This window comes from Robiginitalea aurantiaca (genome assembly GCF_030380815.1).
Classification (GTDB): Bacteria; Bacteroidota; Bacteroidia; order Flavobacteriales; family Flavobacteriaceae; genus Robiginitalea; species Robiginitalea aurantiaca.
This window is the reverse complement of sequence record NZ_JAUDUY010000005.1, coordinates 13,589-39,133: the sequence shown is the minus strand read 5'-3', so window position 1 is coordinate 39,133 and position 25,545 is coordinate 13,589. Positions and strand designations below refer to the sequence as shown.

The 25,545-nt window shown below is 46.8% G+C and carries 27 protein-coding genes; 7 read left to right on the top strand and 20 right to left on the bottom strand.

Annotation, left to right across the window (positions count from 1 at the left end):
• Position 1: 1 nt before the first annotated feature.
• Positions 2-1,324, bottom strand: a complete 1,323-nt coding sequence (rimO, locus tag QU605_RS11120) for a 30S ribosomal protein S12 methylthiotransferase RimO (RefSeq protein WP_289725388.1) — start codon at positions 1,322-1,324, stop codon at positions 2-4.
• An 86-nt stretch (positions 1,325-1,410) separates the two neighbouring features.
• On the opposite strand from rimO, the gene QU605_RS11115 reads away from it, so the two are divergent.
• Positions 1,411-2,544 carry a serine hydrolase domain-containing protein gene (locus QU605_RS11115; protein WP_289725387.1) on the top strand — a complete coding sequence of 378 codons (1,134 nt, stop codon included), beginning with the start codon at positions 1,411-1,413 and terminating at the stop codon, positions 2,542-2,544.
• A gap of 20 nt (positions 2,545-2,564) precedes the next feature.
• Here QU605_RS11115 and QU605_RS11110 read toward each other — a convergent pair whose 3' ends face one another.
• The 12 genes from QU605_RS11110 to recR all read right to left on the bottom strand — a co-directional run bounded on the left by QU605_RS11110 (position 2,565) and on the right by recR (position 12,047).
• Positions 2,565-4,367: an amidase family protein gene (locus QU605_RS11110; protein ID WP_289725386.1), complete on the bottom strand. Its 1,803-nt coding sequence runs from the start codon at positions 4,365-4,367 to the stop codon at positions 2,565-2,567.
• A complete protein-coding gene (locus QU605_RS11105) occupies positions 4,343-5,194 on the bottom strand; it encodes a DUF2911 domain-containing protein (RefSeq protein ID WP_289725385.1) in 852 nt (283 codons plus the stop codon). Before QU605_RS11105 ends, QU605_RS11110 begins: the two co-directional genes overlap by 25 nt.
• Complete coding sequence (gene ftsY, locus QU605_RS11100) at positions 5,191-6,153, bottom strand: signal recognition particle-docking protein FtsY (protein WP_289725384.1); 963 nt, start codon at positions 6,151-6,153, stop codon at positions 5,191-5,193. The genes QU605_RS11105 and ftsY overlap by 4 nt, the downstream gene beginning before the upstream one ends.
• A gap of 139 nt (positions 6,154-6,292) precedes the next feature.
• On the bottom strand, positions 6,293-6,445 hold the full coding sequence (locus QU605_RS11095; RefSeq protein WP_289725383.1) for a DUF4295 domain-containing protein: 153 nt from the start codon (positions 6,443-6,445) through the stop codon (positions 6,293-6,295).
• A gap of 7 nt (positions 6,446-6,452) precedes the next feature.
• Positions 6,453-6,635 carry a 50S ribosomal protein L33 gene (rpmG, locus tag QU605_RS11090; protein WP_289725382.1) on the bottom strand — a complete coding sequence of 61 codons (183 nt, stop codon included), beginning with the start codon at positions 6,633-6,635 and terminating at the stop codon, positions 6,453-6,455.
• Between the two features lie 19 nt (positions 6,636-6,654).
• Positions 6,655-6,894 carry a 50S ribosomal protein L28 gene (gene rpmB, locus QU605_RS11085; protein WP_289725381.1) on the bottom strand — a complete coding sequence of 80 codons (240 nt, stop codon included), beginning with the start codon at positions 6,892-6,894 and terminating at the stop codon, positions 6,655-6,657.
• Between the two features lie 72 nt (positions 6,895-6,966).
• Positions 6,967-8,214, bottom strand: coding sequence for a competence/damage-inducible protein A (locus QU605_RS11080; RefSeq protein WP_289725380.1), 1,248 nt, complete (start codon positions 8,212-8,214; stop codon positions 6,967-6,969).
• Positions 8,214-8,552, bottom strand: a complete 339-nt coding sequence (locus QU605_RS11075) for an Hpt domain-containing protein (protein WP_289725379.1) — start codon at positions 8,550-8,552, stop codon at positions 8,214-8,216. The genes QU605_RS11080 and QU605_RS11075 overlap by 1 nt, the downstream gene beginning before the upstream one ends.
• Before the next feature lies 1 nt (position 8,553).
• On the bottom strand, positions 8,554-9,165 hold the full coding sequence (locus QU605_RS11070; RefSeq protein WP_289725378.1) for a fumarylacetoacetate hydrolase family protein: 612 nt from the start codon (positions 9,163-9,165) through the stop codon (positions 8,554-8,556).
• A gap of 35 nt (positions 9,166-9,200) precedes the next feature.
• Positions 9,201-9,974, bottom strand: coding sequence for a 3'-5' exonuclease (locus QU605_RS11065; RefSeq protein WP_289725377.1), 774 nt, complete (start codon positions 9,972-9,974; stop codon positions 9,201-9,203).
• Between the two features lie 24 nt (positions 9,975-9,998).
• Positions 9,999-11,345 (bottom strand): dihydrolipoamide acetyltransferase family protein, encoded by a 1,347-nt coding sequence (locus QU605_RS11060; protein WP_289725376.1) that lies wholly within the window; start codon positions 11,343-11,345, stop codon positions 9,999-10,001.
• A gap of 84 nt (positions 11,346-11,429) precedes the next feature.
• Positions 11,430-12,047, bottom strand: coding sequence for a recombination mediator RecR (gene recR / locus QU605_RS11055; RefSeq protein ID WP_289725375.1), 618 nt, complete (start codon positions 12,045-12,047; stop codon positions 11,430-11,432).
• Between the two features lie 119 nt (positions 12,048-12,166).
• On the opposite strand from recR, the gene QU605_RS11050 reads away from it, so the two are divergent.
• Positions 12,167-13,648 (top strand): sodium:solute symporter, encoded by a 1,482-nt coding sequence (locus QU605_RS11050; RefSeq protein ID WP_289725374.1) that lies wholly within the window; start codon positions 12,167-12,169, stop codon positions 13,646-13,648.
• On the opposite strand, the gene QU605_RS11045 is transcribed toward QU605_RS11050, so the two are convergent.
• Together QU605_RS11045 and QU605_RS11040 are read right to left on the bottom strand one after the other, a co-directional pair.
• Positions 13,627-14,001 carry a CoA-binding protein gene (locus QU605_RS11045; protein ID WP_289725373.1) on the bottom strand — a complete coding sequence of 125 codons (375 nt, stop codon included), beginning with the start codon at positions 13,999-14,001 and terminating at the stop codon, positions 13,627-13,629. The genes QU605_RS11050 and QU605_RS11045 overlap by 22 nt on opposite strands.
• Positions 14,002-14,383: 382 nt before the next feature.
• Positions 14,384-15,391: a 3-oxoacyl-ACP synthase III family protein gene (locus QU605_RS11040; protein WP_289725372.1), complete on the bottom strand. Its 1,008-nt coding sequence runs from the start codon at positions 15,389-15,391 to the stop codon at positions 14,384-14,386.
• A gap of 204 nt (positions 15,392-15,595) precedes the next feature.
• Here QU605_RS11040 and QU605_RS11035 point away from each other — a divergent pair, with 204 nt between their 5' ends.
• On the top strand, positions 15,596-18,031 hold the full coding sequence (locus QU605_RS11035) for an alpha/beta hydrolase family protein (RefSeq protein WP_289725371.1): 2,436 nt from the start codon (positions 15,596-15,598) through the stop codon (positions 18,029-18,031).
• A 10-nt stretch (positions 18,032-18,041) separates the two neighbouring features.
• Here QU605_RS11035 and QU605_RS11030 read toward each other — a convergent pair whose 3' ends face one another.
• Both QU605_RS11030 and QU605_RS11025 read right to left on the bottom strand, forming a co-directional pair.
• Complete coding sequence (locus QU605_RS11030; protein WP_289725370.1) at positions 18,042-19,355, bottom strand: ABC1 kinase family protein; 1,314 nt, start codon at positions 19,353-19,355, stop codon at positions 18,042-18,044.
• Between the two features lie 18 nt (positions 19,356-19,373).
• Complete coding sequence (locus QU605_RS11025) at positions 19,374-20,033, bottom strand: TetR family transcriptional regulator C-terminal domain-containing protein (RefSeq protein ID WP_289725369.1); 660 nt, start codon at positions 20,031-20,033, stop codon at positions 19,374-19,376.
• Positions 20,034-20,382: 349 nt separating this feature from the next.
• Between QU605_RS11025 and htpG the strand changes: the two genes are divergently transcribed.
• Positions 20,383-22,272 carry a molecular chaperone HtpG gene (htpG, locus tag QU605_RS11020; RefSeq protein WP_289725368.1) on the top strand — a complete coding sequence of 630 codons (1,890 nt, stop codon included), beginning with the start codon at positions 20,383-20,385 and terminating at the stop codon, positions 22,270-22,272.
• An 89-nt stretch (positions 22,273-22,361) separates the two neighbouring features.
• On the top strand, positions 22,362-22,715 hold the full coding sequence (locus tag QU605_RS11015) for a DoxX family protein (RefSeq protein ID WP_289725367.1): 354 nt from the start codon (positions 22,362-22,364) through the stop codon (positions 22,713-22,715).
• A gap of 47 nt (positions 22,716-22,762) precedes the next feature.
• Here QU605_RS11015 and QU605_RS11010 read toward each other — a convergent pair whose 3' ends face one another.
• Both QU605_RS11010 and QU605_RS11005 read right to left on the bottom strand, forming a co-directional pair.
• Positions 22,763-23,149 (bottom strand): hypothetical protein, encoded by a 387-nt coding sequence (locus QU605_RS11010; RefSeq protein ID WP_289725366.1) that lies wholly within the window; start codon positions 23,147-23,149, stop codon positions 22,763-22,765.
• A gap of 14 nt (positions 23,150-23,163) precedes the next feature.
• A complete protein-coding gene (locus tag QU605_RS11005) occupies positions 23,164-23,748 on the bottom strand; it encodes an RNA polymerase sigma factor (RefSeq protein ID WP_289725365.1) in 585 nt (194 codons plus the stop codon).
• 127 nt (positions 23,749-23,875) lie between these two features.
• Between QU605_RS11005 and QU605_RS11000 the strand changes: the two genes are divergently transcribed.
• The gene (locus QU605_RS11000; protein WP_289725364.1) at positions 23,876-24,226 is read left to right on the top strand and encodes a DUF6249 domain-containing protein; all 351 of its coding nucleotides are present in this window, start codon (positions 23,876-23,878) and stop codon (positions 24,224-24,226) included.
• A 186-nt stretch (positions 24,227-24,412) separates the two neighbouring features.
• A complete protein-coding gene (locus QU605_RS10995) occupies positions 24,413-25,048 on the top strand; it encodes an MOSC domain-containing protein (protein ID WP_289725363.1) in 636 nt (211 codons plus the stop codon).
• 55 nt (positions 25,049-25,103) lie between these two features.
• On the opposite strand, the gene QU605_RS10990 is transcribed toward QU605_RS10995, so the two are convergent.
• The gene (locus QU605_RS10990) at positions 25,104-25,463 is read right to left on the bottom strand and encodes a hypothetical protein (RefSeq protein ID WP_289725362.1); all 360 of its coding nucleotides are present in this window, start codon (positions 25,461-25,463) and stop codon (positions 25,104-25,106) included.
• Positions 25,464-25,545: the final 82 nt, after the last annotated feature.

Here is a 25,545-nt window from a genome sequence, read left to right as displayed (position 1 = left end):
CCTAAGACATAGGCTGGGTTGGTTCAACCGGCTCTGCATACAAGTCAAAATCAGAGGCTCCGGTGATCCTAAGTTCCGCAAACTCCCCAAGACGAAGATACCATTTGGAAGCATCCACAAGAACCTCATTGTCCACATCTGGAGAGTCGAATTCTGTGCGTCCAACAAAATAGCCACCCTCTACCCTATCGATCATACATCTGTACACCCCACCGATTCTTTCCTGATTGGCTTCCCATGAAATCTGGGATTGAATCTCCATGATTTCATTTGCCCGTTCCTGCTTAAGGGCTTCGGGTACATTGTCTTCGAGCGCAAAAGCATGGGTTTGTTCCTCATGAGAATAGGTAAAACAACCGAGTCGCTCAAATCTCTGGGAACGGACCCACTCCTTGAGAAGCTCAAAATCCGCCTCGGTTTCACCCGGGTATCCAACAATAAGGGTGGTCCGTATGGCAATCCCGGGAACTTCCTTTCGGAAGGATTCCAATAAGGCATTTGTTTTGGTATGTGTCGTCCCTCTTCTCATACTTTTGAGAATAGGGTCTGAAATATGCTGCAAGGGAATGTCTATATAATTACAAATTTTTGGCTCCTGCCGCATCACATCGAGTACGTCCATGGGAAAACCCGTGGGGAAAGCATAATGCAGTCGAATCCAATCGATTCCCTCCACCCCGCATAACGCCCTGAGAAGGTCGGCCAGCGCCCTTTTTTTATAAATATCCAGGCCGTAATACGTCAGGTCCTGGGCAATTAATATGAGTTCACGAACTCCTTTTGCCGCCAGAGAATGTGCCTGATCAACAAGGGATTCGACAGGCGTGCTCCTGTGCGCACCCCGCATAAGGGGAATCGCACAAAAAGAACACGGACGATCACATCCTTCGGCAATCTTGAGATAGGCGTAATTGGAAGGAGTAGTGGTCAAACGTTCCCCCACGAGCTCGTGTTTGTAATCCGCACCAAGGGCCTTTAAGAGCCTCGGGAGGTCCCGGGTACCAAAATAGGCGTCCACATTGGGTATTTCCTTTTCGAGATCAGGCTTATAACGCTCGCTCAAGCAGCCAGTGACAAAGACCTTATCCACGCGACCCGCCTCCTTTTCACGTACCTGCTCCAGAATTGTATTGACACTTTCCTCCTTGGCATTGGCGATAAACCCACACGTATTGATAACCACGATATTGCCATCTTCTTCATGTACAACTTCTTTCTGGTTTGCTCGTAACTGTCCCATCAACACCTCTGAATCGTACAGATTCTTTGAACATCCCAGCGTAATGACGTTTATGCGGTTCTTGGTACGTGTTTTGGTTCTCATAGGATTTTATAGGCCGCAAAAATACGATATACCCTCGTTTTGTCGAGTTTTTTGAAAGAAATATCCGGTTTTTACGTTTTACGACTATGAAATGGGCATCAACATTCATATCCAAATCGTCATTTAAGATTATAGGGAGCTTTTTACTGGTTTTTATTCTGGCTACCTGTACCAAATCTGAAACCGAATCTGAGACTGATCCCGAAAATACCCCGGACCAGTCCCAGGATCTTTACTATCCGCCCATTTCCGCCAGTAAGGCATGGGAAACCGTTTCTTTAGAAAGCCTGAACTGGGACACGGCAGCCGCCACGGATCTGAATGCCTTTCTGGAAGCCGAAGGAACACAATCCTTTCTCATCCTGAAAGACGGTAAAATTGCTATGGAATCCTATTTTGGAACCACTACCAAGGAGAGTCTTTGGTACTGGGCCTCGGCCGGTAAAACCCTGACTTCCTTTTTGATTGGTATTGCAGCTGCTGAGGGCAAGCTTTCAGTTGATGACCGCACTTCAGACCATCTGGGCCAGGGTTGGACCTCTGCCCTAGCAGAGAAAGAACAAAAAATCCGAATTATAGACCAACTCCGCATGACCTCCGGCCTGGATGAAAACATCTTTGAGTGTACCACGCCGAATTGCCTGCAGTTTACTGCAGACGCCGGGACGCGATGGGCCTACCACAACGGCCCCTATACCATGCTGCAATCCGTAATCTCGAATGCCGTATCTGAAGATTTTAACACCTATTTCAACAGTCGCCTGCGAAACCGGATAGGGATGGATGGATTCTGGCTCGCCCAGGGCCAAGGCAACAACGTGTACTACAGTAGTGCACGCGCCATGGCCCGGTTTGGCCTCCTTATCCTTGGGCAGGGGAAATGGGATTCCGAACCCGTCCTCACAGATATGAACTATTACAGGGATATGCTCCGCCCTTCCCAATCATTTAACCAGGCGTATGGGTATCTCTGGTGGTTAAACGGTCAGGATCGCTTTATGGCCCCGGGCAGCCAGGTAGTTTTCCCTGGGGAATTGATTCCTTCGGCCCCGGGTGACCTGGTGGCCGGACTGGGTAAAAACGATCAAAAACTCTATATCGTCCCCTCCCAAAATCTCGTGATTGTTCGGATGGGAAACGATACCGGGGATGCGCTTCTGGGACCATCGAGTTTTGACAGTGCCCTTTGGGAACGTATTTCCGATATGATCGGCCTGTAAAAAACGCCCTGAATCAATGATTATTCATATCCTTCAGGCGCCTTGCGTGCCGGCTGAATCGCTTCAATAGCATAGGCAAGCTGAAAAGCAAGGGGTACTTGAAACCCCCTTACGATGATGGTAAGTCCTGCGGGTTCTCCGCTTTCCCTGTAACCCATTGGAATTGTAAGTGCAGGGTTTCTTGCGGTAGCAGCATAACCTGCATGGAGGTTATTTACAGAAAGAATACCGTCTAACTGATGGGCTTCCCAGGGTTCGTCAAAAAACTGACGGCCCCCGTCCAAAAGTGCCTTCCTGATTTTTAGAAATGCTTCTTCTGAAGTTGTATCCGCCACGATCCCTTCAAGTAACTTCTGCCCATAGGGGATCCTCAATTCAGGATCTGCATTATTGAAGGCCACGACATCTGCCACTGAACGTACCGTTACCTCAGTGGTATCCCGTATCTGGGTATTGAGGTACTCGGGCAAATCCTTTCTCATATCCAGGTTTAACAGGGTAAGAAATCCTTCCCGTTCAACTTCCGGAGCCTTAAATGGAATGATTTTGGCCCCGGCTTTTTTAAGGTTTTCAACGGTACTGCGGTAAAGTTGATCAGATTCCATTAAGGATTCAAATACGCCCAGTCGCAATCCACCTATGGCGTTTGGTGTGGGTTTCAGATACCAATCCGCTCCCCAATTCACGTTAAAGGCAACGGGATCCAGGATATCGTATCCGAGCATGGCATCCATAAGGATGGCCGCATCGGTCACTGAACGCGTCATCGGACCAGGGGTATCCAGTGTACTTGAGATGGGGACAATTCCATTGCGGCTCAGCATACCTACCTTCGGTTTTAAACCTACTATGGAATTCTGACTGGATGGTGAGAGGATCGAGCCCGAAGTTTCAGTACCTACGGCACCCATGGCATAGCCTGCTGCCATTGCGGTCCCACTTCCCGAACTTGAACCCCCGGTTTCAAATGCCCTCCGCCCATAAGGGTTCAGGGTCTGTCCGCCCACTGCACTATAGCCGACAGGGCAGCCGCTACACATATAATATGCCCATTCACTCAGGTTGACCTTACCGAGTATTAAAGCCCCCCGCTCCTTTAAACGTTCAACGATATAAGCGTCGTCTGTTTGGTTGTTCATAAGCGCTATAGCACCTGCTGTGGTATGCATCCCGGCGGTGTTGATATTGTCCTTTAGCAGGATAGGCATGCCGAATATCGGGTGGCGTTCCATCCCCGGGGAGGCCTTTAGGGCAGAATCCTTTCGCTTTGCCTCCCGAATCACATCTGCATTCAGGGCAATTATCGTATTTAATGTTGTGCGATTATCGAGTTCGAAAGCATAGATTCGGTAAAGGAAAAATCGCGTAAGGTCTTCATATGAAAATGCCCCACTTTTTACAGCGGATTGGACCTCGGGAATTGTACGGCCCATGATCTGGGGCTTCAGGCGTTCATACTCGGTTTGAGCCATTTTGCCCACCTCGGGATACAGGGGCATAAACACCTCATTTTTGTCCAGCACTTTGGACTGTATAAGTTTATAACGCATACGTGCAATAGGGTGCTCCGCATTTGCCTCTAACTCCCCGGATTCGTCGTATCGGGTCCACAGCATGCCCTCAGAGGGTACTGCGTCCTGTGTTGTATCCTCCTCAGCCGCAGGAGTATCTGTTGAAACCTCTTCGGTCACGATTTCTTCTTCCGTGCCGGAGTCTGACTTTTTTGAGAATTGATTGCAGGCAGAAAAGGAAAGCGTTATCGCCAGAAGCAGGATACGCGCCCCTGTCATGTGTAAATTCACTCTTTTAAATAGCCGGTCCATTTTTTAATGTTTTGTTGGTTCATTCGTACAAACTCGTCTTTACCCTCAGCTGCGGCCAGGGCTTCCGATCGTTTCGCAGCCCTTATAGCCTCAGAATACGCACCCAGGCCCTCTAAAATTAAGGATTTGACACGATAAAAATAGTAGGTGTCCCCTCCTTCCAGGGACTTGTTAATATACTCCAGCGCACGCTGGTAGTCCCTTCCCTCCTCCTGCAGGTAGCGCGCCACTTCATAATACGTCTGGGGGGTAGGTTCATTTCCCAGAGCCTTTTCTATGCGTTGATCCATCAGAGAAATGGTATTGACCGCGATGGGAATCCGGACGCATGTCCGGTCCCAGATGAGGAGCATCTGCATCCCATTGTGGGTTATCTGATCAAAGGTGATAAGAAAATTTTCCTGAACCTCTGGCCAGGACTCAGGGGCTACGGCAAACCGGACCAGGTCATTTTCGCGCTTATAGGCATCCCGCCCGTCTCCCCATAGGGTCGTATCCTTATGGATTACGATGTTCCATACGGACGCTTCAGGAAAGGCATAGAGCGCATAAGTCCCGGCTGGGACCGCTTCCCCACCCAAAGTCATGTTATGGGAAAGTGAAATTTTGGTAGATTCATTTGCGCCTACCCTCCAGATTCGACCGTAGGGTACGAGGTTGCCAAATACTTCCCGGCCCTTTACTGCCGGACGTGAATACCGAACGCGGACCTGGCTGAGGCCTACCTCCTGTATAATTTCCTGAAATGGACTGGCCTTCGGATGGCTGAGTTGAGCATGTACCAGAAGGCCGGCCCATAAGAACCCGAGGGTAAGGATTATTCTCATGAAGTCGCACTGAAGAAGGAATCCACAAACTCAAACTTATTGAAAACCTGCAGGTCTTCTATTCCTTCCCCCACCCCGATATACTTTACCGGTATTCTGAACTGGTCTGAAATACCAATCACCACTCCGCCTTTGGCCGTCCCATCGAGTTTGGTCACCGCCAGTGAAGTCACCTCAGTAGCCTTTGTAAATTGCCTGGCCTGTTCAAAGGCATTTTGTCCGGTAGACCCATCGAGTACCAGCAGCACTTCATGAGGGGCATCGGGCAGTACTTTCTGCATTACCCGTTTTATTTTGGAGAGCTCATTCATCAGATTCACTTTGTTGTGTAATCTCCCCGCGGTATCGATCAGGACCACATCAGCATCCTGGGCGACTGCAGCGCTCAGGCTGTCGTACGCAACGGAGGCCGGATCGCTGCCCATTTTTTGTTTTATCAAAGGAACGCCTACCCGGTCAGCCCAAATCTGTAACTGGTCAATTGCAGCGGCGCGAAAGGTATCGGCTGCCCCAAGAACAACCTTCTTTCCCTGCTTTTCAAACTGATAAGCCATTTTACCGATAGTGGTGGTTTTCCCAACCCCATTGACCCCAACGACCATGATCACATAGGGTTTCTTTGAATCTGGCAGTTCGAACTCGGTAGCATTTCCCGTATGGGTCTCTGCGAGCAATCCCGCAATCTCTTCCCTGAGAATCCGATCTAATTCTTCCGTGCCCACATACTTATCCCTGGAAACGCGTTCCTCGATTCTGCTGATCACCTTTAAGGTCGTTTCAACGCCCACATCAGAAGTTACCAGAACCTCTTCCAGTTCATCCAGGACTTCGTCGTCAACCCGGGATTTGCCTACTACAGCTTTACTGAGCTTGTTGAAGAAACTTGTCTTGGACTTTTCAAGTCCTTTATCCAGGCTCTCCTTCTTCTCCGACGAAAACAATTTTTTAAACAGACTCATAGATCACTCACTATGCTTTCAAAGATAGTACTTTAATAGGTTTGGACATAAGGGTATTCGCAGATGGAACTGGGATTGAGGCGCATAAAAAAGCCGCCTTTTTGAAGAAGGCGGCTCAATGCTTTAATGAATGGTAATGCTATTTACTCGAAAGCCATTCGTTTACCATTTCAGGAGGCATAACTGATTCCACAAAAGTGTAGGCACCTGATTTATTAGATTTAACCATTTTGATGGCTTTGGTCAAACGCTTTGAGGAAGACTGAAGGGATGCTACCGTTTTCTTTGCCATAATACTTTTATTTTATCTCTTTATGCACTGTCATCCTTTTGAGGATGGGATTATACTTTTTGATCTCCATCCGGTCAGGGGAGTTCTTTTTATTTTTTGTCGTGATATATCGGGAAGTACCCGCCATTCCGGAGTCCTTATGCTCAGTACACTCCAGTATCACCTGTACTCTGTTGCCTTTTTTTGCCATGGTGCTTCGCTTTAGCAGTTTACTTTATGAGCATTCCTTTTTGCTTCGCTTCCTTCAAAACCGCTGAAATTCCTTTCTTATTTATCGCCTTGAGGGCACGGGTAGATACCCGAAGGGTAATCCATCGATCTTCTTCAGGGATGTAAAACCGCTTTTTAGAAAGGTTTACATCAAACCGTCTTCTCGTTTTATTGATGGAGAAGGAAACGTTGTTCCCAAACATCGCCTTTTTCCCTGTGATATCGCAGACTTTTGACATTGCGCTTTTATTACTTAGTTCAAAACAGGGTGCAAATTTACGGCATTTTTATTGTACGCCCAAACTTCTTTTTCAGAATTTTAGGATTTCCTGCTGCATCAATTCCATGGCCTTATGCACCGATTTCTGGACGATCCGATCCCGGTGATTTCCCATGGTAAATTCAGACGCAAAGGCTCCATCAGGGCCTGAAATTCCTATAAAAACACGTCCAATCGGAGAATCAGAATCCCCTTTATCCGGGCCCGCATTTCCCGTAGTGGCTATGGCAAAATCTGTATTCATAAGCGTGCGAACCTGTTCTGCCATGGCTTTTGCAACCTGTTCACTCACCACGGAATGTTGCCTGACCAGTTCTTCCGGTATACGCAGGACATCTGTTTTGACCGCCGTGGCATAGCTGACTATACTCCCTTTGAAATAGGCCGAGGCTCCCGGAACTGAAGTAATTTGAGAAGCGATCCGGCCTCCTGTAAAACTCTCAGCCGTTGCAAGGGTCATCTTTCGACTGGTAAAGGATTTTTTTAAGGTCTCCTCGAGGGCCTCTCCGTCTTCCTCACCAAAGAGGATATCCGAAATTCTCGATTTTAAACTCGCTGTGCGGGAATTGAGTTCTTTTTCCAAAGCCTCCAAATCCGTGCCCGAAATTGATAGTCTTAACCTCACCCGCCCCAGGTTCGGCAGGTATGCCAATTTCATGTGACCGGGCAAATCGTCCTCCCAATCCTCAATGCGTTCAGCTATCGCACTCTCTCCTAAACCATAGGTGATCAAGGTACGCTGGAGTAAAACCGGTAGGGTAAAAGAGGATAGAATGCGCGGCCTGACCTGATCCATAAAAAGGTGCTTCATTTCGAAGGGTACACCGGGCAGGGAAACAAAAATCGCATTGGACCCTTCCATCCACATCCCCGGAGCCGTACCATACGCATTCTTCAGGACCTCAGCCTTTGAAGGCACAAGTGCCTGCCTTCGGTTCAGATCGGAAATTGGAGTGGTTATATAGGTACTGAAAAGGTGTTCGATATGCCCCAGTACATCGGGATCCTCGATGAGCTTGTCATCAAAGTATTCACAGAGTACGCGTTTGGTGATATCGTCCCTTGTGGGACCCAGGCCCCCGGTGATGATAATGAGGTCGGCCCTGGATTCGGCTTCTTTTAAGGCTGTGAGGATATGAGCTCTCTCGTCCTGTACCGATGAAATCTGATGTACGGCTATACCTGTTTTCCGGAGCTCGGAAGCGAGAAATGCAGAATTTGTATCTACGATCTGACCGATGAGAATCTCATCGCCAATGGTGACGATTTCTGCCCGCATTACTGGTCGAAGTCCCGCTTTAATTCGACAACAGCCTGATCGACATCCTGTTTTAGACGTGTAAAACGGGCTCTGATGCCTTCGAGGTCCTCCTGGTTTTTACCCATGGTCTCCATCTCGAGCGCAAGGGCACGGGTCGACTCCATTTCCAGTAAGTCCACGTTCGGCTTAAGCTTGTGGGAGAGCTGGTAAATCTGCTGGAAATCCCCGGAGTTTACAGCTGCCTCCAGTGTTTTCAAATCATCCGGGACTTCTTCGAGAAAAACACCAATCACCGAATTGATGAAATCCGAATCCCCCTCAGCCATTTCATTAATCTTGTTCAATCCGTAAATCATATCAACGCACGTTTAAAGAAAACAACATTTCCCCTTCCAACTTACCTGTAAGATAATCATTTGGTGCCACCTGTCCAACCCCGGCAGGTGTTCCCGTAAACAGGATATCTCCCTTTTTTAGGGTAAAAAAGGTTGAGGCATAAGCGATTAACTGGTCAACGCTCCAAAGCATATGTGCCGTATTGCCTTGCTGAACAACACTCCCGTTCTTCTCCAGTGTGAAATTCAGTTCCTTGAGGTCGCCGAACCTGTCTTTCGGTACCCAGTTGCCAATAACAGCTGCCCCGTCAAAGCCTTTCGCTTTTTCCCAGGGCAGACCTTTCGACTTTAATTCATTCTGCAGGTCCCGGGCCGTGAAGTCAATCCCCAGGGAAATCTCATCGTAGTATCTGGACGCGAAAGCCTCGCTGATATGTTTTCCAACTTTTTTGATTTTTACCAGAAGTTCGACTTCATAATGAATGGAATTTGAAAATTCCGGGATAAAAAAGTCCTGTTCTCGAGGAAGAATTGCAGAGTCTGGTTTTATAAACAGGACAGGGGATTCCGGTCGACTATTCTCTAATTCTTCGATATGTTCGGCGTAGTTGCGCCCGGCACAAATGAGTTTCATTCGAAAATATTTGAAATCCCGGAGAGCCCGGGTGGCTATAATTTTGTGTTCATAGCGGCCAGTCGGATCTGGGTAAGAACCTTTTTGGTGTACCTTGGGAAATCGGCATTCAGCAGCCAGCCAAAATACCCGGGTTCTGCCTCGAGCACCTCGGTTACTTTGCGTCCCTTGTGTTTTCCAAAACCAAAAACCGGGTCTCCCGATTTATCCTTTCGAATAAACCCGGCAAAATCTACAAACTCAGAATGCGTCGAGAAGGCCGCCAGGGATTTCACATCGTTCTCAAGATCCGGATACCGCTCAAGTTGCGCCAGAAGCACCTCATAGGTGGCTTGTGTATCTGCTTCAGCACTGTGGGCATCGGTGAGGGTTTTATCGCAATAAAACTGATAGGCTGCCTCCAAGGTCCGCTTTTCCTTTTTGTGAAAAATGGTCTGCACATCTACAGCAACCGTATTTTTCATGTCGAAATCCAAACCAGCCCTTAAAAGTTCTTCCGCCAGAAGTGGTATATCAAAACGGTTTGAGTTAAACCCTGCGAGGTCGCAGCCCTGTATCATTTGTTGTATTTCCCGGGATCGCTCTTTAAAAGTAGGTTCCTGCGCCACCTGCTCATCTGTAATTCCATGGATGGCGGTAACTTCTGGGGGAATAGGCATCTCCGGATTGATCAACCATCGCTTACTCTCCGTATTCCCGTTTGGATACGCCTTCAAAATGGCCATCTCTACGATGCGATCCGTAGCCACATTCGTTCCGGTGGTCTCCAAATCAAAAAAACAGATCGGTCTGCTTAAATTCAATTTCATACCCGTTACTGTTTAAAGTCTGATTTAGATTTCCCGATTCACGTCCCATGCCTCGAGGTAATCGGCAACGGACTTGACAAACATTCCACCCAGCGCACCGTTTACTACCCGATGGTCATAGCTGTGTGACAGGAACATTTTTGAGCGAATGCCGATAAAATCCCCGGATGGCGTTTCAATGACGGATGGAATCTTCCGAATGGCCCCAAGGGCGAGTATTCCTACCTGTGGCTGGTTGATAATAGGGGTGCCAAAAACACTGCCAAAGGTGCCTACATTGGTTACCGTATAAGTACCGTCCTGAATTTCATCAGGTTTAAGAGCATTATTTCGTGCGCGACTGGCCAAATCATTAACGGCTTTTGCCATTCCGACGAGATTCAGCTGATCGGCATTTTTGATCACCGGGACAATAAGGTTGCCATCGCCCAGGGCTGCTGCCATACCCAGGTTAATGTTTCGTCTTTTGATAATCGCATCACCATCCACGGCGATATTCATCATCGGGTACTTTTTGAGCGCTATGGCCACAGCTTCCATAAATATAGGGGTAAACGTGAGTTTTTCACCTTCCCGTTTCTGGAATGCATCCTTTACTTTATTACGCCACTCGACGACATTGGTTACATCAACCTCCACAAAACTCTGGACGTGGGCCGAGGTGGCCACACTGTCTGTCATGTGTTTGGCGATGAGCTTGCCCATACGCGTCATCGGGATTTTTTCATCACCCTTTCCGGTGGGAACCGGGGTTTTCTGTGCAGGGGATTCGGGCTTGTGAACAGGTTCTGAAGCTGTTTTGGTCTCGGGGATTTTTCCGCCAGATGCAGGAGCCTGTTTACGATTCCCAATGTATGCGAGCATATCATCCTTGGTCAGCCGACCAGCGGCTCCGGATCCCGGAATCGCGTCCAGTTCTTCCTGACCAATACCCTCTTCTCTGGCCATATTCCGAACAAGGGGCGAATAAAAACGTTCTGTGCCCGTAGATTTGGCAGGAGTTTGAGCAGGGGTTGTTATTTCCTTTGCAGCTACAACGGTCTGAATGACTTCGGGAACTGCCTGAGGAGTTTCAGCGGCCTTTTCAGTAGTCTGGACGGCCTTACTGTCAGCTGTACCGTCGCTGTCTCCGGCGACCTCAATAACGGCTACAACCTGTCCCACTTTAATAACATCGTCAACCTCAAAGCACTTCTCCAGGAGCACACCATCCACTTCACTGGGTACTTCGGAATCCACCTTATCTGTTGCAATTTCAAATACGGCTTCATCTGCTTCAATGGAATCTCCCACTTCCTTCAACCAGGAGGTCAGTGTGGCTTCAGCTACACTCTCCCCCATTTGCGGTAATTTCAGTTCAAATTTTGACATATTCGTACTCAGATTCCTTTATTAACGATATTTTTTGCAAAAATAATAAAATCACCCTCAATTTATTGATAAATTTTCGAGGTATTACCCTTTCAAAGAGCCTTCAAATGGTATTCTCTGGACGATTGACCTGCCCAGGGTAACCTCATCGGCGTACTCCAACTCATCTCCCACGGGTATTCCTCTGGCTATTGTGGAAAGCTTTACGGGAAGGCCCTCCAATTGTCGGTAAATATAGAAGTTTGTAGTGTCCCCTTCCATGGTCGCACTCAGGGCAAATATCAATTCCCTGATTTCTCCTTCCTTTACCTTGCTGACGAGCGATCCTATGGTGAGGTCATGGGGACCCATACCTTCCATAGGGGATATCTTTCCGCCAAGTACATGGTACAGACCTCTGTAATGACCCGTGTTCTCGATAGCCATCACATCCCGGATATCCTCTACCACACAAACCATGGACCTGTCGCGCTTTGGGCTGCTGCATATTTCACAACACGCTGCATCCGAAATGTTGTGACATTCCTTACACTGGCGGATCTGGGTTCTGAATTCCAGAAGGGCATCGGCCAGGGATTCCGTTTGACCCTGGGGTTGACGCAACAGGTGCAAGACAAGTCTCAGGGCCGTACGCCTCCCGATACCGGGTAGGTGGGCCATTTCCGAGACAGCTTTCTCCAACAGTTTGGACGACATTTCCACAGCTACAAAACTACGTATCTATTTTAAGTTTTGTACTTTGGCCTCAAAATAAAATACCCCTTTTTACGCACGGCCTGCCGGCTTTAAACCACAAGGGTATTGATTGCATTGCAACCCCTATGACTCCGATACATATCCTACTCCTGATCGGTATTTACTTTCTCCTGCTCCTTCTCATTTCATATTTTACGGGACGGAACGACTCTAACGAGGACTTTTTTCGGGCCGGTAAATCGGCTCCCTGGTTTTTGGTCGCCTTCGGGATGATTGGTGCCTCACTCTCCGGTGTAACCTTCATATCTGTACCCGGAAGTGTAGAAGCGACTTCTTTTTCATATATGCAGGTCGTATTTGGTTACCTGGCCGGATACTTTGTGATCGCTTTTGTTTTGCTGCCCATTTATTATCGGATGAACGTTACCTCCATCTATGAATACCTGGAGGAACGATTCGGCTGGCATAGTTATAAGCTGGGTGCCCTGTCCTTTTTTATCTCCAGGGTTCTCGGAGCCTCTTTCAGGCTTTTTTTAGTCGCTATCGTCCTGCAACAATTTGTGTTTGATGCCTGGGGGGTACCCTTCGAACTTACTGTCGTACTTTCCATAGTGCTCATCTGGGTGTACACTTTCCGGGGTGGCATAAAAACCATTGTCTGGACCGATACCCTGCAGACCCTCTTCATGCTTTGTTCTGTAGGCCTTTCCATCTATTTTATCAATCAGAAACTCGGGTGGAATCTCATTGATTTTCTAAATTCAGAAGAACTCAGGGACTATAATAAAATTTGGTTTACCTCAGATTGGAATGCGCGAAATCATCTGGTCAAATCATTTCTCGGAGGGATGTTTATCACTATTTGCATGACCGGACTCGATCAGGACATGATGCAGAAAAACCTCACCTGCAAGAGCCTTAAAGATGCGCGTAAAAACATGATTTCCTTTAGCCTGGTTTTGGTGATTGTGAATTTTCTATTCCTCCTCTTGGGTGCCCTGCTCTTTATATACGCCGATGCTATCAATATCGGAATGCCTATAATGGATGGCAAACCCAGAACAGACCTGCTTTTTCCCGAAATCGCTCTCAATAGTGGTTTGGGTCTGGGAGTGGCCATAACTTTTTTACTCGGGCTGATCGCGGCAGCCTACAGCAGTGCAGATAGCGCTCTTACCTCTCTGACCACTTCATTTTGCATCGACTTTTTGGGCATGGAACACCTACCGGAACCCCGTAAAAAGACCCTGAGAAAACGGACCCATATCGGGATGAGTTTGCTCCTAATAGCGGTCGTAATCCTTTTTAAATACGTATTGGATCGCAATGTCATCGACGGACTGCTGACCGTGGCCACGTATACCTACGGCCCATTACTCGGCTTATTCTCTTTTGGAATACTTACATCCTACAAACTCAGGGACAACTTGGTGTGGATCGTCGCTCTGCTTGTCATCTTTAGTGTAGTGGGCATTGCCAACCTGCCACAGGATTGGCTTGGCGGATATCAGATAGGGTATGAACTCCTTCCCCTGAACGGGCTACTTACCTTTATAGGTCTCTGGCTTATTCGGATTCCCAAAACTCAGACCGTGTCCGGGAAATAGGTCCGCATGGAAAGCATGACCAGCGTACAGGCTACCACTACTTCGATTCCCTCATTACGGAGCAACCCATAAAACTCGGGATTCTCTGTTCCCGGGTTAAAAATGACCCGTTCCGGACGCATGGCAATGATCGCATCGTAAAAAGGAACCTGTCTGGATGGACGCATATAAAGAGTAAGGGTATGCACCTCCTCAATACCTTCCAGGGAAGTCTGTATTTGTACGCCCTTGACGCTTCCCGCCCGCAATCCAAAAGCCAAAGTTGGCAGTTCTGCATCAACGAGTCGTTCAATGGCGATATAGCTATATCTGCTCGGTTTGGAAGATGCCCCAAAAACCAGGGTATTTCTCATAGGCTGTTAAATACTGTTAACCGGTGTAACGAACTTCGATTCCCTTCGTCTTTAATATAAGGCACACAAGAAGTCTCTGACCCGGCTTTGTTCTTTAGTTAATGGTTAGTGTTTTGTAGGGCCAGTCAGTGATCGAAACCCCGTCCCATTCCAAAATTGGGGATTGGCGGGGTTTTTTGTTAACACGACTCTGATTAGGATAAAGCGAAAATTGGATTTTGGTCCTGATTCCGTTTAATCCCAGAGTTAAAAAATTGCGGCCTGGGTATGCATTGGTTGGTTGCACCTCCTTTTGGCCGCCTTATGAGAACCCTGACTTTATCGGTCGGGGTTCCCTGTTTATAATAGACATTGTATTCGATTTACCTGAAGTTCCCGGGGACTACCAGCGAATGATAACACTTCCCCATGTAAAACCGCTGCCAAAAGCCGCCAGGACAACGAGATCACCCTCTTTGATCTTACCTTCCTCCCATGCTTCTGTAAGGGCGATAGGAATACTTGCCGCAGTTGTATTTCCATATCGCATGATGTTGTTATACACCTGATCATCAGACAAACCAAATTTTTTCTGAATGAACTGTGAAATACGCAAATTGGCCTGATGGGGAATGAGCATATCGATATCTGAAGGTTGCAGTTGATTCTTGGCAAGGCCTTCTTTTATTACCTCACTAAAACGTACCACGGCATTTTTAAACACAAATTGGCCATTCATATAGGGGTAAAAAGAAGTGTCGTCCGGGTCGTTGTCCTTTAAAATATCGAGCACCCATCTCTTGCCCATTCCGGGTGCGATTAAAGAGAGCTCTTCGGCATGCTGTCCTTCGCTGTGCAGGTGAGAGGAGAGGATGCCTTTTTGAGGGTTTTCTTCACGGCTCAGGATTGCGGCCCCTGCCCCATCGCCGAAAATCACAGAAACCCCTCTGCCCCGGGTGGTCATATCGAGGCCCCGGGAGTGTAGTTCCGATCCGATGACAAGGATGTTTTCATACATACCGGTTTTGATGTACTGATCGGCCAAAGAAATAGCGTATACAAAACCTGAACACTGGTTTCGAACATCTATAGCTCCTACGGTCGGAAGGCCAAGATCCCGTTGCACCAGGACCCCCGGCCCTGGGAAGTAATAATCAGGGCTCAGCGTTGCAAATACGATAAAGTCGATTTTGTCTTTTTCAATACCCGCCCGTTCTATGGCAATCCTGGCTGCTTTTACCCCCATGGATGTGGTGGTATCCTCGGTCCCTTCCACATGCCGCCTTTCCTTTATACCCGTCCGCTCCTGAATCCACGCATCGCTGGTCTCCATGACCTTCGATAGATCGTCGTTAGTAACCACTCGTTCAGGCACATAAAAGCCCAGGCCTGAGATCTTTGAATTATACATGATATGTCGTTTGAGTTCGCAGTCGAAAACCAAATAATTTGGAGGCTTCCGAATGAAAAATAAATGTACCCATAATTGAGAAGTTGGCCTAAAAACTCCCGAAAAACTTTGGCGGGCCAAAGGATTCCTATTTCCTGTGATTTGAAAAATTTAGGTATCTTGAAACAATTAATCTCACTACACCAATCCATGAATAAAGTACAGATGAAAAAATGGCCCATTTGGTGCCTTTTGGCCCTGATGCTGACGGGACAGGCACAGGAACAACTCACCTATCAGACACCTCCTGAAGAAATTCTTAAACTGGCAGAGGCGCCTCTCGCTCCCCGCGTCCTGATTACGGACAGCGGTCAGTACATGATGCTCATGTACAGAAGTCCGTATAAGACCATCAGCGAATTATCGGAAAAAGAAATGCGCCTGGCTGGCCTGCGGATTAACCCGGTGACCAACATTGGCAGTCGAACGAATTACTACAACAATCTCCATATTAAAACTCCCGAGGAACGTGAATCACGACAGGTTTCCGGACTTCCTGAAAACCCCAGATTTGCAAACTTTTCCCTCTCTCCTGACCAGGAATACCTGGCGATGACACATACCACCATGACAGGGGTGGAACTCTGGATCGTCGACTTGTCAGAAGCCTCAGCCCACAGACTAACCGGGCCGGTACTCAATGGCAATATGGGAGATGTGATCAATTGGTTTAAAGACAGCCAGGCTGTACTTGTCAAAACGCTTCCCGAAGACCGCAAAGACCTTATCGACCGCCTGGATATCACGCCTACAGGGCCTACCATAGCGACAAACGATGGGAAAAAGGCCCAAAACCGCACCTATCAGGATCTGATCAAAAACACGGACGACGCCTTCAATTTTGAACAATTAGCCCGGTCGGCTCTTAAAAAAGTAGGAATCCAGGGTGAAATTACTCCATGGATGGGCCCTGCACTCTATCGCAATATTAGTTTCTCCCCGGATGGAAATTACGTTATGGTTGTAACTGCGGAAAAACCCTTTTCCTACCTGGTTCCCTATTATCGGTTCCCCTCAAAGACGCAAATACATTCCAAAAATGGAGCCCTGGTCCGCACCCTCCTGGAGGTTCCCCTGATCGAAGACCTCCCGAAAGGATTTATGGCGGAGCGAACGGGAATGCGCGATATCAGTTGGCGCCGGGATAAGGCGGCAACCCTGGTTTACGCAGAAGCGCTGGACGGAGGGGATCCTGCAAATGAGGTACCTTACAGGGATCAGGTTTTTCTTCTCGATGCCCCTTTTGATGGAGCGGGCACTCCCGTTCTTAAAACGATAAACCGCTACAACAATATTCTATGGGGCTCCGATGATGTAGCCATAGCAACGGATTGGTGGTGGGATACCCGTAATACCAAAAGTTACCTTTTCAACCCTTCCAAGCCCGGCACTGAACCCGTAGTTCTATCGGACAGGAGCTATCAGGACAGGTACAGCGACCCGGGAAATTTTGCCACGATGCGAAATTCATTCAAAGAAGATGTCCTCGCCTTTGATAAAAAAGGATACGCCTATTTGCTCGGGGACGGATATACAGAGGAAGGACAATTCCCTTTTGTCGATCAGGTTAATTTAAAAACCCGAGAAAAAACCCGATTGTACCAGTCGCGTATTCCAGGGAAAATGGAAACCTTGCTGGACTATAACCCGGAGCGGGATGAACTTCTGGTTCAGGTTGAATCGCCTTCAGAATATCCAAATTACTACTATAAGAGCCTGATCAAACGGAAAGCTCCTGCCCAACTGACCTTTTTTGACAATCCGTTTAAGAGCATTCAGGAAGTACATAAAGAGGTCATTACCTATAGCCGAGAAGACGGACTGGAACTCAATGGAACGCTCTATCTGCCTGTGGGATATGACAGGGCCGCCCTTGAGAAAAAGCCCATGATCCTCTGGGCGTATCCCAGGGAATTCAAGGATAAAAACAGTGCCGCTCAGAATACCCAGAATCCCAACGAATTTACCTACCCCTATTGGGGATCCCCTATCTATTGGGTTGCCCGGGGATACGTGGTTTTAGATGATGCCGCATTCCCGATCATCGGAGAAGGTGAGGCAGAACCCAACGACAGCTTTCGGACCCAGTTAGTGGCCAATGCGAAAGCCGCTATTGATGCTGTGGATCGGATGGGATATATCGATCGAAACCGCGTAGGGGTCGGTGGACATAGTTATGGGGCCTTTATGGTTGCCAACCTCCTCTCCCATTCAGACCTGTTTGCAGCGGGAGTTGCCCGGAGCGGGGCCTACAACCGCACGCTCACCCCTTTCGGCTTCCAGAGTGAACAGCGGAACTACTGGGAAGCCCCGGAGGTGTACTATGCGATGTCTCCGTTCATGCATGCTGAAAAAATGAAGACCCCCCTCCTGCTGATACACGGGGAAGCGGACAACAATTCAGGGACGTATCCCATGCAAAGTGAACGCTATTTTAACGCGCTTAAAGGACTTGGTGCTAAAGTGAGGCTGGTCATGCTGCCAAAGGAAAGTCACGGCTACAGGGCCCAGGAAAGCATTATGCATATGCTTTGGGAACAGGACCAGTGGTTTGAGAAATATCTCAAAGCCGAAGACACATCCGAGTCAGGAAGTCGCTAAAAAAGCCGGATCAATTCCCGAGGTACCGCTCATAGTCATGTACCCTAACCTCTGCCTTGAGATCGTGAAGCAGGTTGTAGAGCCCGAAGAATGTCCTGTTGATATACAGAAAATGACGTGACCCCCTATTGGCATTCATCTTGCGGATTTTTGGATCAGCGCTGAATTGTTGGCTTAAAGCGCCTATTTGCTCCCAGAATTGTGGGGATGAAAAGTCAAAGGAATCCTGGTTAAAAGGCCGGGTAAAAAGTTCGAGCATTTCCCTGAAGAGCGCTTTAAAGAACACAGTTTCATCAGCGCTGTCCGTGGGCGTTAGAATGTCCAGTTCATATAATTTCCGGGTAAACAGGGCATCATCGCTAAAGGTGGCCTGTCTTGCGAGCTCAAAATACGGAGTATAAAAAGATTCAGGAATCGCTTTGATGCACCCGAAATCTATTGCGATCAAACTGCCATCCTTACCGACCAGGAAGTTTCCCGGATGCGGATCTGCGTGCACTTGTCTGAGATGGTGCATCTGAAACATATAGAAATCCCAAAGCACCTGGCCAAGGCGGTTTCCGGTCTCGGGATCATAATCCTTCTGAGTGAATTCACCCAGGTGCTCCCCTTCCATCCAGTCCATGGTCAAAATACGCTCGCAGGAGAGGTCCGGATAGTACTTTGGGAAGCGGATGCCTTCTAAAGGGGCGCAGGCTTCGGTTATGACCTGGCTCTGCTTCAATTCGAGCAGGTAATTTGTCTCTTCTGTCAATTTGTCCTCCACCTCCTTGAAATACTTATCCGTATCCTTTCCCTTCAGGTTGAACATGCGCAACGCTACCGGCCTTACCAGTGCCAAATCACTGCTGATGCTTTCGGAAACACCGGGATACTGGATTTTAACAGCCAGTTCTTTTCCATCCTTCCGCGCCCTGTGAACCTGTCCAATACTGGCGGCATTCACCGATTCAGCCTCAAAATGATCAAATATTTCGTCGGGATAATAGCCCAGATAATTCCGGAATGTCTTCCGCACCAGGGGTCCGGAAAGCGGGGGTACAGAGAATTGGGCCAGAGAAAAGCGCTCGACATATGCCCGGGGAAGCATATTTTTTTCCATACTCAGCATTTGGGCGACCTTTAGGGCACTTCCCTTAAGGTTCTTTAACCCATCGTAGACATCCCTGGCATTTTCCTCATCCAGGGATTCGCGCTCCAAATCCGGGTTCAGTAATTTCTTCCCGTAGTATTTCATGTAATTGCCGCCGACCTTAACCCCGGTCTGAACGAGCTTACCAGCACGTTCTATTTTGGAAGTCGGAATTCTGTCGAGGGTCTTCATAGCTTATGTTTGCCAGGTTCAGGCGAACCGTTCTTTGAATAAAAACTTTCCGAAATCCAGTACCCGCTCAAGAGGTGTGTTGTCGAAAATGTCGAAAATCGTATTGACAGATTTTTCTATGGCTACATCTGTTTTTTCAAATCCGGGAGAATCATCATTTATCCAAAAACGCAGTAAAAACATGAGTTGCAGCCATGCCCCTTCAGCAAAAACCTCAGGGTTATGCTGGGTTAATTTTGTGCTTTTTTCCGCATTGGCCTCCTCGATTAAATCCCTGGCAAATGCCCTGGTATGACTGCGAAGTCCTTTCAATTGATTGAGCTTCTGCATAGGTTCTCCAGACTGACGCAGTGCGAAGAGGATGTAACTCCTATTGAGGCCCAGCAATTCAAAAAACGTGAAATAAAAACTCAACATGCGCTCCCTGTTACCATATCCGGTATACGCCTTGTCCTTTTCCAGGAGTGTTATGGTTTCTTCATAAAAGAAGACCCAAATTTCTTTTTGAAGGGACTCCATAGACCCAAAGAGGGAATAGAAATCAGATTCTTCGATCTCCTGTTCTTTACAGAACTTAAAGACGGAGACAGGAAAACGTTCATTTTCCAGAGATTGCGTCATGTAGGCAGCGAGCAATGTTTTTTTATCGGGTTTAGCCGTTTTCTTTTTAGCGCTCATATTGACATTTATTGTTTAAGCAAATTTACTTTACTTTAAACGATATAGGTGTTAATAAAGTGAGAAATTGTACATAAAAAAAAGCGTGCCTCCAAGTGAAGACACGCTTTCAAACAACCTAACCAATTAATAAACAAACTGATTACAAAATCAAAAAAGCTTTTTCATAGCAGTCTTGTTTGAATCGTTATACAAATATAATTAATGTTCATCTCTTTTTATTTATTCCTAAACAGAAATATTTGTTAAATTTTGATATCGACCAAAACAACTATTTTAAGATGTCAGTTTGTCACCTTACCGCTTATTGGTATTTTTTTTGCTCTGCAGGATGTAAAAACTTCTTATTATGACAACAGGTAAAATCAATGTATCCGTTGAGAATATATTTCCACTGATCAAAAAGTTTCTCTATAGTGATCATGAAATTTTTCTCAGGGAACTTATTTCCAATGCCACAGATGCGACGCTTAAATTGAAGCACTTAGTTTCTATCGGTGAGGCTAATGTCGAGCTGGGCAATCCAATGATTGAAATAAAAATCGATAAGGAGGGCAAAAAGTTGCACGTTATCGATCAGGGAATCGGAATGTCCGAGGATGAGGTGAAAAAATATATCAATGAAGTGGCCTTTTCCGGAGCCGAAGAATTCCTTGACAAATACAAGGATGCAGGTAAGGATGCAGGTATTATCGGGCACTTCGGCCTCGGATTTTACTCTTCTTTTATGGTAGCAGACCGGGTGGATATTTTCACAAAAAGCCACACGGATGCTGATGCGGTGCACTGGAGTTGTGACGGCAGTCCGGAATTTAGCATTGAAAAGAGTGACCGGACGGAAAGGGGCACTGAAATTGTACTTCATATTGCAGAGGATTCCGAAGAATTCCTGGAAGAAGGACGCATTCGGGAACTCCTTCAGAAGTACAATAAATTCATGCCAGTTCCCATAAAATTTGGAACGCGGACCGAAACGCTTCCCAAGCCGGAGGATGCCAAAGAAGAGGATCCGGCTCCAACCCAGGAGGTGGATGACATTATTAATAACCCAACTCCGGCATGGACCAAAAAGCCGTCAGATCTCACTGATGATGATTACAAGGCATTCTACAGGGAATTGTACCCTATGCAATTCGAAGAACCCTTGTTTCATATACATCTGAATGTAGATTACCCTTTTAATCTTACTGGAATCCTGTATTTCCCGAAATTGAACCAGGACCTGGCCAATCAAAAAGATCGGATTCAGCTTTACCAGAATCAGGTATTTATTACCGATAACGTGGAGGGCATTGTCCCTGAGTTCCTTACAATGCTCAGGGGAGTGATTGATTCTCCGGACATTCCATTGAACGTTTCCCGTTCATACTTGCAGGCCGACGGTGCTGTAAAAAAGATCTCCTCATACATTACGCGCAAGGTTGGCGACAAACTGAATTCACTCTTCAAAGAGGATCGGGAAAACTTCGAAAAAAAATGGGATGACATCAAGGTGGTGATCGAGTACGGAATGCTTTCTGAGGAAAAGTTTTTTGAAAAGGCTGATAGTTTTGCGCTATACCCAACTGTGGATGGAACGTATTACACCTTTAGTGAGCTACAGGAAAAAGTTAAGGATCTGCAGACGGACAAAGATGACAAACTCGTACTGCTTTACGCTTCAGATAAGGAAAGTCAACATTCCTATATAGAAGCAGCCAAAGGGCGCGGCTATGAAGTACTTATGATGGACAGTCCCATTGTCGCCCACTTAATGCAGAAGCTGGAGACGAGTAAGGAAAAAATTTCCTTTGCCCGCGTAGATGCCGACCATCTGGACAAATTGATTCAAAAAGAAGAGACTCAAATTTCAAAACTTTCCGAGGAGGAAATTGAAACACTCAAAGGTCAGGTAGAAGGGGTTTTGGGAGAAAAGAGCAGTTATATGGTACAGATGGAAGCTATGGAAAGCAGCGCTTCTCCCTTTATGATAACCGAGCCGGAATTTATGAGACGGATGAAGGAGATGCAACAAACAGGTGGAGGCGGTATGTTCGGTATGGGGAATATGCCTGACATGTACAACCTGGTGGTCAATACGAATCACCCGTTGGTTGGAGAGATTCTCAATACAAAAACGAGCAAGAAGCGCACCCGGCTGATTAATCAGTGCCTGGACCTCGCCCGATTGTCAAAAGGATTGCTCAAAGGTGAAGAGCTGACCTCCTTTATTCATAGGAGTTACGATATGGTGAAATAATCGCCAGTATCAGTGGACCATAAATAAAAACCGCTCTGATTGGAGCGGTTTTTTCTATTTGTGCTAAAAGGATTCCTTAATTTTAGATCATGGAAACTCCGTGGCACCTAATTTTCATGGCAGGGCTGTACATTCTGGCAGGAATACTTCATTTTTTGTATCCCTCAATGTATGAGCGGATCATGCCCGGATGGATTCCGCAAAAAAAATTGGTGGTCTACCTTAGCGGTTTTATGGAGATCGTACTGGGACTCGCGCTGCTTTTTATCGAATCCAGAACGGTTGCACTTTACGGAATAATCGCGCTCCTTATTCTTTTTTTACCCGTGCACACCCATATGATAAGCAATGAGAATGCGCGTATGGGAATACCATCGTGGATTCTTCTTTTGCGAATCCCCTTTCAGGGATTGCTAATCTATTGGGCATACATGTATCTATGAGCGCATGGAGCAATCCCGAAACGCTATTTACCCCGTGATAAAACCCCTCAGATTCTAAACGATCTATTGATTAGTTTCTTAAGCCAGGCAATCTGAACTAAACTAAAAAGTGCAAAAGCCAAAGTACCGATTAATGAGGTTCTGGAAAACCTGGGCACATCCGGTATATGCCATTGCAGGTAAGTCCAGGAAAAACCGGGCATTTCAGGAAGTGATAGATCCGATAAAAAGGACAATGGGAGATAGGTGAGACTACAAAGGAGCAGAACACCAATTGTGATAAGCACCCATCCCTTTCTGGATATCAGCGGGCCATACACCACTGGGGCCGATTGTGTTTGAATTGCCTTCAAAACGTCTGAAACAAGGGTGTCAGGGGCTTTCTCCAGTGCAACTTCCCTCAACAATTCTTTAAGTTTATGTTCCGTATCCATTTTTAGGTGTATTTCTAAATATACGTTTTTAACAAGGCTCCCTGGGTTGTACCCTCAAGTAATGATCTCAGGTGCTCGCGTGCTCTGAACAATCTGACTTTAACAGCAGATTGCCCGAGATTTATAATTTCGGAAATTTCCTTTACGCTCATTTCCTGTAAGTAATAGAGGCTGATAATTGAATTCTCCTCCGTGGATAATTGTGCCAAAACGCTGACCAGGATGTCCCGGCGTTCTTTGGTCATCAAGCAGTCCCATGTGCTTTCATTTGTACCAAGGGATCGAATATCGAGGCCCCCTGATATAAAATCACCTGTCTGGCGGGTTTCGCGACGTGAGGCGTCAAGGATTCGGTGATAGGCCACCCTGTAGAGCCAGGTCGAAAATTTAGATTCTCCCCTGAACTTTTCCAGGGAATTGTAAACCTTTACAAAAACATCCTGTGTTGTCTCCTCTGCTAATTCCCGATTGCCCAGCATTCGTACAGCCAGGGTAAATACCATATGCTGATACCGGCTGATCAAGACTGCATATGCTCTTGAATTACCCGCCAGCACATCGCTGATAACCTCCGAATCTGAAACCGGATTCACATTCATTTCAGCTATAAGACGAAATATGGTGCCAGGGGGTTACGAAAAAAACGCACTATTTCGTAACCTGTCCTTTAATCTGATCGTCTGATAAGATGAATTTAAATTTTAAACCACTATTAAAACCAATACTATGGGATCAGAAGTCATTATTTTTATCGCCTTATTCTCAGTTATTTTCGGTGTAACCTACCTCTATTTTTCCACACGAAACAGAGAGCGACTGGCCCTGATTGAAAAGGGCGTGGACGCGAGTATTTTTTTAAAGGGTCGGGGAAGGACACAACCCATCTGGAAGGTCCTAATTGTCAATATGGCGCTCTTGTTAATGGGTATTGGAGCCGGCGTAATAATTGGTGGGACCCTCGCACAGGTCGGTGGCGTAGACTGGGATATCGCCATGCCGGGTTCTATATTCCTCATGGCCGGAACCGGATTATTGATTGGATTTTTTGTTACGCGAAAAATGGATCGGGAGGAGTAGTGTTATTGCCTTAGTCGCAAATGGGGTTGTGCAAATTCTTTTTGAATCTACTGATTGGTGGGTGCAGGTTTGTATCTTAACTTTGTTATTGCGGGGGTGGGGGCTTTTGCCCCCACCCCTTTTACATTTTCATATTGTTCTCAAAATTTTCCGATAAGTACTACCTTTAAAGTAAATCCGAAATCCATGAAAATAGTTAGCACAAACATCGCAAAGCCCGTGACGATCAGATGGAATAATGAGGATAAAATCACAGGCATCTACAAAACTCCACTAACCGACGGAATTTACCTTGGCCCGGAAGGGGTTACAGGAGATACCATTGGGAATCCAAAAGTGCATGGAGGAGCCCAGAAAGCAGCGTATCTTTTTTCCGAAGACCTGTATTCTTTTTGGAAAGAAAGGTACCCCTCACTAAATTGGGAATTCGGGATGTTTGGGGAAAACCTTACAGTTGAGGGATTGGATGAAACCAAACTCTTCATTGGAAGCCAGTACAGGATTGGGGATGCAATCGTGCGCATTACCACGCCCAGGGAGCCTTGTTTCAAACTTGGACTTCGCTTCGAAGATCAGGGCATTATCGACGCCTTTATTAAGCACGGCCGTCCCGGTACATATATTTCAGTGGTTGAGCCCGGGTTCGTTGAGAAGGGAGATCCAATGGAACTATTGGAATTAGCAGAGGAAGAGATCAGTATATCGGAGTATTTCAAATTGCTGTATGCCCCTGAAAAGGATCGGGAGCTCATTGAGAATGTCCTTAAACTTCCATGGATTTCCGGAGAAAAGAAAAACCAATTCCAAAAGTGGATCGCATAAAAAAGGGGCCAAATGGCCCCTTTTTCCTGAATTAAACCAACTAAAACTAAACTAACTAAAGTGCTACGGCTACCGTTGCCGTAAATGATGTATCGGCACCAACCAGGACCACACTGTAAGTTCCTTCATAGGCATTTTCGAAATTAAAGGCCTTTTCAATAACCGGGGACTGGTCAAACTCCTTAAGATATAAGATACGGTTCTCCTCATCATATACCTTTAAAGTGACCTTTTCGCCATTGAGATTCAAATGATTGACAAAAACTTTTTCCCCTACAACCTGTAAGGCCGGGCTGCTCGATTTAACTTCCTTTTCACCAGGATTACTTATGGAATCCGGTGATGCTGCATGAATACTCGCTGAAGCCGCGAGAATCATAAGAACTGTACTAGCTTTTTTCCAAGTGTTTTTCATGACATTCGTTTTTAGATTGATAAATGATTTACACTCCAAAAGTACATGGCGACCAGGGCTCAAACTAGCACGACATTATCCA

Bases quoted from the DNA above. Each gene is read 5' to 3' on its own strand.
- QU605_RS11050 (WP_289725374.1), top strand. From the start codon at position 12,167: ATGACTCCGATACATATCCTACTCCTGATCGGTATTTACTTTCTCCTG.
- QU605_RS11060 (WP_289725376.1), bottom strand. From the start codon at position 11,345: ATGTCAAAATTTGAACTGAAATTACCGCAAATGGGGGAGAGTGTAGCT.
- htpG (WP_289725368.1), top strand. From the start codon at position 20,383: ATGACAACAGGTAAAATCAATGTATCCGTTGAGAATATATTTCCACTG.
- QU605_RS11095 (WP_289725383.1), bottom strand. From the start codon at position 6,445: ATGGCAAAGAAAACGGTAGCATCCCTTCAGTCTTCCTCAAAGCGTTTG.
- QU605_RS11105 (WP_289725385.1), bottom strand. From the start codon at position 5,194: ATGAGAATAATCCTTACCCTCGGGTTCTTATGGGCCGGCCTTCTGGTA.
- QU605_RS11000 (WP_289725364.1), top strand. From the start codon at position 23,876: ATGGGATCAGAAGTCATTATTTTTATCGCCTTATTCTCAGTTATTTTC.
- QU605_RS11025 (WP_289725369.1), bottom strand. From the start codon at position 20,033: ATGAGCGCTAAAAAGAAAACGGCTAAACCCGATAAAAAAACATTGCTC.
- QU605_RS11015 (WP_289725367.1), top strand. From the start codon at position 22,362: ATGGAAACTCCGTGGCACCTAATTTTCATGGCAGGGCTGTACATTCTG.
- QU605_RS11040 (WP_289725372.1), bottom strand. From the start codon at position 15,391: ATGTATAATTCAAAGATCTCAGGCCTGGGCTTTTATGTGCCTGAACGA.
- rpmB (WP_289725381.1), bottom strand. From the start codon at position 6,894: ATGTCAAAAGTCTGCGATATCACAGGGAAAAAGGCGATGTTTGGGAAC.
- QU605_RS11010 (WP_289725366.1), bottom strand. From the start codon at position 23,149: ATGGATACGGAACATAAACTTAAAGAATTGTTGAGGGAAGTTGCACTG.
- rimO (WP_289725388.1), bottom strand. From the start codon at position 1,324: ATGAGAACCAAAACACGTACCAAGAACCGCATAAACGTCATTACGCTG.
- QU605_RS11005 (WP_289725365.1), bottom strand. From the start codon at position 23,748: ATGAATGTGAATCCGGTTTCAGATTCGGAGGTTATCAGCGATGTGCTG.
- QU605_RS11115 (WP_289725387.1), top strand. From the start codon at position 1,411: ATGAAATGGGCATCAACATTCATATCCAAATCGTCATTTAAGATTATA.
- QU605_RS11110 (WP_289725386.1), bottom strand. From the start codon at position 4,367: ATGGACCGGCTATTTAAAAGAGTGAATTTACACATGACAGGGGCGCGT.
- QU605_RS11035 (WP_289725371.1), top strand. From the start codon at position 15,596: ATGAAAAAATGGCCCATTTGGTGCCTTTTGGCCCTGATGCTGACGGGA.
- QU605_RS10995 (WP_289725363.1), top strand. From the start codon at position 24,413: ATGAAAATAGTTAGCACAAACATCGCAAAGCCCGTGACGATCAGATGG.
- QU605_RS10990 (WP_289725362.1), bottom strand. From the start codon at position 25,463: ATGAAAAACACTTGGAAAAAAGCTAGTACAGTTCTTATGATTCTCGCG.
- rpmG (WP_289725382.1), bottom strand. From the start codon at position 6,635: ATGGCAAAAAAAGGCAACAGAGTACAGGTGATACTGGAGTGTACTGAG.
- QU605_RS11045 (WP_289725373.1), bottom strand. From the start codon at position 14,001: ATGAGAAATACCCTGGTTTTTGGGGCATCTTCCAAACCGAGCAGATAT.
- QU605_RS11030 (WP_289725370.1), bottom strand. From the start codon at position 19,355: ATGAAGACCCTCGACAGAATTCCGACTTCCAAAATAGAACGTGCTGGT.
- QU605_RS11065 (WP_289725377.1), bottom strand. From the start codon at position 9,974: ATGAAATTGAATTTAAGCAGACCGATCTGTTTTTTTGATTTGGAGACC.
- QU605_RS11075 (WP_289725379.1), bottom strand. From the start codon at position 8,552: ATGATTTACGGATTGAACAAGATTAATGAAATGGCTGAGGGGGATTCG.
- QU605_RS11070 (WP_289725378.1), bottom strand. From the start codon at position 9,165: ATGAAACTCATTTGTGCCGGGCGCAACTACGCCGAACATATCGAAGAA.
- QU605_RS11080 (WP_289725380.1), bottom strand. From the start codon at position 8,214: ATGCGGGCAGAAATCGTCACCATTGGCGATGAGATTCTCATCGGTCAG.
- ftsY (WP_289725384.1), bottom strand. From the start codon at position 6,153: ATGAGTCTGTTTAAAAAATTGTTTTCGTCGGAGAAGAAGGAGAGCCTG.